This is a genomic window from Micromonospora globispora (assembly GCF_003857015.1).
In the GTDB taxonomy this organism is placed as follows: domain Bacteria; phylum Actinomycetota; class Actinomycetes; order Mycobacteriales; family Micromonosporaceae; genus Micromonospora; species Micromonospora globispora.
Genome location: NZ_QGGF01000118.1, coordinates 1 through 7,205 on the forward strand (window position 1 = coordinate 1; position 7,205 = coordinate 7,205).

Consider the following 7,205-nt stretch of genomic DNA (forward strand, 5'->3'; position numbering starts at 1 on the left):
CTCCCGGCCGCGACCGGCCGGGAGCCGGTGTCCGGGACGGTGTTCGGCAGCGGGGGCTCGGCCCAGGCCGGGGTGGCGAGCGCCGCGGCGGCGACGGCGCCGAGCAGCGCGGACCAGAGCGTCGGACGCAGCACCGGTGACACCACCGAGCTCCCGCGTCGCTGCCGTCGCTCCTGCTCGCTGTCGGCCATTCCGCTCCCCGTCCGGTCTGGTGTGTTCCGCGCCTGTCTGCGCGCGGTAGCCCGGGACGGTACCAGTGGGTGTGTTCCGCCCCATCCTGTCTTACCTCACCGAGGCAGGGATGTCGATGCGCGGAGGGTAACCACCGGCTGATAGTCCGGTGAAGTACGTCCGCTGGGGTTGACCGGCTCGCGGGTTCGTCGGAGGACCGACGTACGCTCGACCGGGACCGCAGGTGGAAGGGACGTGGCTTTCGATGGACGCCGGACTCAAGCGCGAGCTCGAAGCGAAGGTGTACGCGGGGGAGCGGCTGACCCGTGAGGACGGGATCGCCCTCTACGACAGTGACGACCTCGCCTGGCTCGGGCGGCTTGCCCACCACAAGCGCACCGAGATGAACGGTGACCGGGTGATGTTCAACGTCAACCGGCACCTGAACCTCACCAACGTCTGCTCCGCCTCGTGCGCGTACTGCTCGTTCCAGCGCAAGCCGGGCGAGAAGGACGCGTACACGATGCGGATCGACGAGGCGGTCCGCAAGGCCAAGGAGATGGAGGACGAGCAGCTCACCGAGCTGCACATCGTCAACGGCCTGCACCCGACGCTGCCCTGGCGCTACTACCCGAAGGTGCTGCGCGAGCTGAAGGCGGCGCTGCCGAAGGTCAACCTCAAGGCGTTCACCGCGACCGAGGTGCAGTGGTTCGAGAAGATCTCCGGGCTGAGCGCCGACGAGATCCTCGACGAGCTGATGGACGCCGGCCTGGAGTCGCTGACCGGCGGTGGCGCGGAGATCTTCGACTGGGAGGTCCGGCAGCACATCGTCGACCACGCCTGCCACTGGGAGGACTGGTCGCGGATTCACCGGCTGGCCCACTCGAAGGGCATGAAGACCCCGTCCACGATGCTCTACGGCCACATCGAGGAGCCCCGGCACCGGGTCGACCACGTGCTGCGGCTGCGCGAGCTGCAGGACGAGACCGGCGGCTTCCAGGTCTTCATTCCGCTGCGCTACCAGCACGACTTCGTCGACTCGGCGGACGGCAAGATCCGTAACCGGATCCAGGCGCAGACCACGATGGCCTCGCCGGCGGAGTCGCTGAAGACCTTCGCGGTCTCCCGGCTGCTCTTCGACAACGTCCCGCACGTGAAGTGCTTCTGGGTGATGCACGGCCTCTCGGTGGCCCAGCTGTCGCTGAACTTCGGCGTGGGCGACCTGGACGGCTCGGTCGTCGAATACAAGATCACCCACGACGCCGACTCGTACGGCACGCCGAACACCATGCACCGGGACGACCTGCTGCACCTGATCTGGGACGCCGGCTTCCGCCCGGTCGAGCGCAACACCCGGTACGAGGTGGTCCGCGAGTACGACGCCGCCCCGTCGCTGGCCGAGCGCCGCTCCGAGCCGCAGCAGGTCTGGGCCTGACCCCGGACCGATGACGGCGGACCGCGGACCGATGACCGAGCAGCAGCAGCGCACCTTCCCCCGGCGGGACGCCGAGGGGCGCATCCTCACCGTGGGTGACCTGCTCGGGGTGAGCCTGGCCGGCCTGGTGATCGGGCTGCTGGCGCTGCTGGTCTTCGAGTGGGCGTTCGCCTCGATCGGTGCGGGTGGCTTCGGTCGTACCAACGGCTGGCTGGCGGTGATCCTGCCACTCTGGCTGTTCTGGGACGACTTCCGCGCCTGGGAGTTCGGCGCGGCCCGGGTGATCGCCGCTCTGGTCGCCGGCGCGGTCGGGGTGCTCGCCGGGCTGCTGGCGGCCGGCCTGGCCGCTGGTCTGCCGCCGCTGGCCTCCGGCGCGCTCGCCGCGGCGGTGTTCACCGTGGTCTACGCGGTGATCTGGTTTCATGGCGTCCACTGGCTGGCCCGGCGGACGGGCTGAACCTCCCGCGACCGGCGATCCGGTGGCGGAGAACGGAGTGCGAAGGTGAGCGCGGCGGTCAAGTACACGCTGGGCCGGATCGGGCTGTTCGTCGCGGTGCTCGCGGCCCTCTGGTTCGTCGAGATGAACCCGTTCCTGCGGCTGATGCTGGCGCTGGTGTTCTCCGCCGCGCTCTCCTTCTTCCTGCTCCGGGGCTGGCGGGACGAGATGGCCGACGAGATGGCGGAGGCGTCGGCGCGTCGGCGCGCCGAGAAGGACCGGTTGCGGTCCGCCCTCGCCGGCGAGGACGAGCCCGAGCAGCCGGACCCGCACCGCGAGGGCTGAATCCCTGCTTCCCGGGTCGACCGGGGCAGCGCGATCGGGTCCGGGCCGCTAGGGTCTGCCGCCGTGGGTTTCATGGACAAGATCAGCGGCTGGCAGACGAAGGTGTTCGTCTGGTTCGGGCTTCCGGTCATCGCCGCCATCGGGCTGATGCTGGGCGCCACCGACCTCGGCCCGGCGTGGCAGGCGAAGAGCGGCGGCGGGACGGCGGGCACGTTCACCGCGGTGAAAAAGGAATGCTCCCGGCGCAACTGTGAGTGGCACGGAAACTTCGCGGCCACCGAGGGCGGCGCCCGGCGCGCCGACGTCATCCTCTACGACGCGCCGGACGGGATGAGCAAGGGCAGCACCGCCCCGGCGCTCGACACGGGTGCCCGGAAGGGCGTCTTCTCCACCACCGGTGGGTCGACCTACCTGCTGGTGACCGGGCTGACGGTGGCCGGTGTGCTGGCCCTGGTGGCCTGGGTGGCGATCATCGTGCGGAAGATCCGCCGGCGTCGCGAGGCCGCGCAGCCGCCGGCCCCGCCGGCCTCGTTCGCCCCGTCGCTCTGAGACGACAGGGCCCTACAACGTCGGAAACGACGAGCCCGGCACGGTCCACCGTGCCGGGCTCGTGTCGTCCGGGGGTGGGCTGTCACCAGTTGGTGGAGCCCGGGATCATCGGCCAGGGCCGGTCCGCCGGCTTGATCAGGTACGCGATGCCGCCCGAGCCGCCGGCCACGGTGCCGTTCGCCCGGTACCGCTTGGTGCGCAGCCAGATCTGCTCGAACTGCTCCCGCTTGTAGACGTTGCGCACCTCGGCGTCGGACGACGAGGCGGGGTCGTTCACGATGACGTCACCGTCGGCGGTGAAGCCGACCACCACGAAGAGGTGCCCCGAGGTGCCGTAGTTGGAGCCGTCCAGCTCGCTGCCAAGGAAGGACTGCGAGGTGATGACCGGGATGCCGGCCTTGATGAACCGTTCCACCTCGTCCAGCGAGTGCAGCCGGGTCACCTTCGCGTCGATGCCCGGGAAGCTGGCCGCGTACGCGGTGTTGAACGGCCAGTTGCCCGCGCCCTCGTACTCGTAGTCCCAGGTGTTCCGGGCGGCGTAGGCGACCTGCGGGTCGGTGTAGCCGGGGGTGATCCAGGACATGTCCTCGGCGGACGGCAGCTTGCCGTAGTACTCCAGGACCATCGTGGTCGAGGTCGGGCTGCACCAGACCTGGCCGCCGCCGCCCCACTCCGGGTAGTTGCCGCGGTGGATCATCTGGGAGCGGGCCGGTACGGGCAGTTCGGTGCCCCAGGCGATCCCGCCCTTGCTCGGCGGGACGGTGAACCGGTCTGGCACGTTGGAGCTCATCGCGCCGAGCATCCACACCCGGGGTGCGGTGGTCCGGCCCGGCGCGCGGTACAGGGTGAGCTTCAGCTGGTACGACCGCAGCAGCACGCCGACCTTGGCGTCGTCGATGGAGAACGTGTCGGTCCAGATGGTCGACCAGGGGTCACCCTGGCCGTCCAGGGTGGCCCGCTTGATGTCCTGATCGCCGGAGGCCCAGCGACCCATCACGTACCAGGGCGTCTGCCCGCCCGTGTTGTACGTCCCCTGCAGTTCGACCTGAATCCAGGTCCCGGCCGGCGTCTCGGCGTTCCACGAGGCGACCAGTTCGGTGGCGTCGAAGCCGATCTGCCGCTGCGGGGAGGTCCAGGTGGCGTACTCCCAGGTGCGGGTGGTTCCACTGTGCTCGTCGGTGAACTCGGTGGTGCCGGCCGGCTGGCCGATGGTGATGCCGGTGCGGTACCCGGGGATGGCGTACGTCCCCTGGTGGGTGCCGGCGAGCCAGTCCGGCTGCGAGGACCACTCCTGGAAGGTGATCTGCTCGTCGTGCGCGACGACGGGGAGGTTGTTGTCCGCGTGGACGGGTGCGGTGGTGCCGAGCAGGGCGAGCGCGGTGACGCCGGCGAGGGCGACCGCGCGCAGGGCTGATCTGGCCATGGAATCTCCGCAGGGTGAGAAGGAAGGGGTCACCAGTTGGTGGAGCCGGCCACCTGCGGCCAGGCCACCTCGGTCGGCTTGATCAGGTAGACGATGCCGCCGGAGCCGCTGCCGGTGCCGCCGCTGGCGGTCGTCCGCTTGGTCCGCAGCCAGATCTGCTCGAACTGGTCGCGCTGGTAGACGTGGCGCACCGCGTCGTCGCTCGGTGAGGCGGGGTCGTTGGCGATGACGTCACCGGTGGTGGTGAAGCCGACCACCACCATCAGGTGCCCGGAGGTGCCGTAGCCGGCCCCGTCGAGCTCGCTGGCGAGGAAGGACTGGCTGGTCACCACGGGGATTCCGGCGGCGATGAAGTGCTCGAGCTCGTCCAGCGAGTGCAGCCGGGTCACCTTCGCCTCCAGCCCCGGGAAGCTGGCCGCGTACGCGGTGTTGAACGGCCAGTTGCCGGCGCCCTGGTACTGGTAGTCGTAGGTCATCCGGGCGGCGTGGTCGACGGTCGGGTCCGCGTAGGCCGGGTCCACCCAGGACGTGTCGGCCGGGGAGGGCTTGCGGCCCCAGTACTCGACCACCATCTCGGTGGAGGTCGGCGAGCACCAGGCCTCGCCGCCGCCGTCGTACTCGGGGTACTGCCCGGCGTGGATCTCCTGGGAGTAGCGCGGCACCGCCAGCTCGGTCCCCCAGGCGATGTGGCCGGCGCTCGGGGCGACGGTGAACCGGTCCGGCACGTTCGAGCTCATCGCGCCGACCGAGCGGACCACCGGCGAGGCGGCCTGCGCCGGGTCGCGGTAGAGGGTCAGCCGGAGCTGGTACGCCCGCAGCAACTGTCCGGCGCTGGCGTCGTTGATCGCGAAGGTGTCGGTCCAGATGCTGGAGATCTTGTCGCCCTGCTTGTCGACGCTGGTCCGCATGATGTCGCCGTCAGCGGAGGCCCAGCGCCCCATGACGTACCAGGGCGTCAGGGTGCCGCTGGTGTAGGTGCCCTGGAGTTCGACCTGGATCCAGGTGCCGGCGGGGGTGTCGGCGTTCCAGGAGGCGACCAGCTCGCTCGCGCCGAAGCCGACGTCGGTGAGCGGGGACGTCCAGGTGCCGTACGCCCAGGTGCGCTTGCTCTTGCTGTGCGGGTCCTTGTACTGGATGGTGCCGACCGGGGTTCCGAGGGTGAGACCGGCGGGCGTGACCACCGTGCCGGCGGCGGCGCCGGCCTGCCAGTCGGCGTCGCCGGCCCAGCCCTGCCAGGTGATCTGCTCGTCGTGGGTCACCGCGTCGGCGTTGGTGGTCCGGGGGACGGCACCGGCGGTGGCGGTGGTGCCGAGGAGGGCGAGCGCGGTGGCGCCGGCGAGGGCGACCGCGCGCAGAGGTGTCATGGTCATGGCAGCTCCACACGGGTGAGGCATCCTTGCCGTTCACTGTCCCGCTTGGAAGGAAGTTTCGCCAGATGTTGACGGATGGAAAATCATTGCCGGAGTGAGGATCCGGCTGGGATGAGGCAACGGCCGCACCCACCCCTCCCGTCCGGACGATCTCCGCTGCTCGTGCGCTACGGTGCTACCGACCAAACCGCAGCGAAGCCGGTGCGAAACCGGCGCTGTCCCGCAACTGTGATGCCCCACCGCGGTCCCCGGCCCCGCCGGAGCCGCCCCCGGCGCCCGGCCACAAGCCGGCGACGAGGCGCGTGGGGCGAGCCAGGTCGCCTGCGGCGTGGTCGCGACACGCGCTCTCGAGGAAGGGCGCCTCGCGGACGGGCACGCGAAGGCGGTCCCTGTCGGCGAAGCACCACACTCCTCGACCGACAGGAGGACCCCATGTCCAGACGAACCCCCCGGCTCTTCGCCGCCGCCCTCGCGGTGGCCGCACTCACCCTCGGCGCCTGCGCCGAGAAGACCCCCGACACCCCCGCCGCCGGCAGCAGCTCGGCGGCCGCCGCATTCCCGGTCACCGTTGGCAAGCTGACCCTGGAGAAGCGCCCCGAGAAGATCGTCTCGCTCTCGCCGACCGCGACCGAGATGCTCTTCGCCATCGGCGCCGGCAAGCAGGTCACCGCCGTCGACGACAATTCGAACTACCCGGCGGAGGCACCGAAGAGCGACCTGTCCGGCTTCCAGCCGAACGCCGAGGCGATCGCCGGCAAGAGCCCCGACCTGGTCGTGCTCTCCAACGACACCAACAAGATCGTCGACCAGCTCACCACGCTGAAGATCCCGGTGCTGCTCACCCCCGCGGCGACCACGCTCGACGACAGCTACCAGCAGATCACCGACCTGGGCGCGCTGACCGGCCACCCGGCGGAGGCGGCCGACGTCACCAAAAAGATGAAGGACGACATTGCCGCGCTGACCAAGGACCTGCCGCAGCGGGCGAAGAAGCTGACCTACTACCACGAGCTCGGCCCCGAGCTGTACAGCGCGACCAGCAAGACCTTCATCGGCTCGATCTACGCCCTGGCCGGCCTGGAGAACATCGCCGACCCGTCGGACGCCGACGGCAAGAACGGCGGCTACCCGCAGCTCTCCCAGGAGGTCATCGTCAAGGCGAACCCGGACTTCGTCTTCCTGGCCGACACCAAGTGCTGCAAGCAGACTCCCGAGACCGTCAAGGCGCGGTCCGGCTGGGCCGGGATCACCGCGGTGAAGAACAACCAGATCGTCGCCCTCGACGACGACGTCGCCTCGCGCTGGGGCCCGCGGGTGGTCGACCTGCTCCGGGCGATCGTGGACGCCACCGCCAAGGTGCCCGCGTGACGGTTCCCCGTCGGTGACCGTGCGACCCACCGAACCCCGACCGGCCGGGACGCCCGACGCGTCCCGGCCGGCCGGCGTGCCCGCGTCCGGCCCCGGCCGGCCCCGCCT

The 7,205-nt window shown here is 70.5% G+C and carries 7 protein-coding genes; 5 read left to right on the forward strand and 2 right to left on the reverse strand.

Annotation, left to right across the window (positions count from 1 at the left end):
* The first annotated feature begins 436 nt into the window (after positions 1-436).
* From mqnE to DKL51_RS04310, 4 genes are all read left to right on the forward strand, one after another.
* A complete protein-coding gene (gene mqnE, locus DKL51_RS04295) occupies positions 437-1,606 on the forward strand; it encodes an aminofutalosine synthase MqnE (protein WP_109947400.1) in 1,170 nt (389 codons plus the stop codon).
* A 31-nt stretch (positions 1,607-1,637) separates the two neighbouring features.
* Positions 1,638-2,063, forward strand: coding sequence for a hypothetical protein (locus DKL51_RS04300; protein ID WP_109947402.1), 426 nt, complete (start codon positions 1,638-1,640; stop codon positions 2,061-2,063).
* Between the two features lie 45 nt (positions 2,064-2,108).
* Positions 2,109-2,387: a DUF4229 domain-containing protein gene (locus tag DKL51_RS04305; protein ID WP_109947399.1), complete on the forward strand. Its 279-nt coding sequence runs from the start codon at positions 2,109-2,111 to the stop codon at positions 2,385-2,387.
* Positions 2,388-2,450: 63 nt separating this feature from the next.
* A complete protein-coding gene (locus DKL51_RS04310) occupies positions 2,451-2,936 on the forward strand; it encodes a hypothetical protein (protein ID WP_123827112.1) in 486 nt (161 codons plus the stop codon).
* Between the two features lie 82 nt (positions 2,937-3,018).
* Here DKL51_RS04310 and DKL51_RS04315 read toward each other — a convergent pair whose 3' ends face one another.
* Together DKL51_RS04315 and DKL51_RS04320 are read right to left on the reverse strand one after the other, a co-directional pair.
* Positions 3,019-4,359: a C39 family peptidase gene (locus DKL51_RS04315; protein WP_109947397.1), complete on the reverse strand. Its 1,341-nt coding sequence runs from the start codon at positions 4,357-4,359 to the stop codon at positions 3,019-3,021.
* 29 nt (positions 4,360-4,388) lie between these two features.
* Complete coding sequence (locus DKL51_RS04320) at positions 4,389-5,729, reverse strand: C39 family peptidase (protein ID WP_109947396.1); 1,341 nt, start codon at positions 5,727-5,729, stop codon at positions 4,389-4,391.
* 432 nt (positions 5,730-6,161) lie between these two features.
* Here DKL51_RS04320 and DKL51_RS04325 point away from each other — a divergent pair, with 432 nt between their 5' ends.
* The gene (locus tag DKL51_RS04325) at positions 6,162-7,097 is read left to right on the forward strand and encodes an ABC transporter substrate-binding protein (protein ID WP_109942617.1); all 936 of its coding nucleotides are present in this window, start codon (positions 6,162-6,164) and stop codon (positions 7,095-7,097) included.
* Positions 7,098-7,205: the final 108 nt, after the last annotated feature.

Coding starts and splice junctions, on each gene's coding strand:
- DKL51_RS04315 (WP_109947397.1), bottom strand. CDS start 4,359: ATGGCCAGATCAGCCCTGCGCGCGGTCGCCCTCGCCGGCGTCACCGCG.
- DKL51_RS04300 (WP_109947402.1), top strand. CDS start 1,638: ATGACCGAGCAGCAGCAGCGCACCTTCCCCCGGCGGGACGCCGAGGGG.
- mqnE (WP_109947400.1), top strand. CDS start 437: ATGGACGCCGGACTCAAGCGCGAGCTCGAAGCGAAGGTGTACGCGGGG.
- DKL51_RS04325 (WP_109942617.1), top strand. CDS start 6,162: ATGTCCAGACGAACCCCCCGGCTCTTCGCCGCCGCCCTCGCGGTGGCC.
- DKL51_RS04320 (WP_109947396.1), bottom strand. CDS start 5,729: ATGACCATGACACCTCTGCGCGCGGTCGCCCTCGCCGGCGCCACCGCG.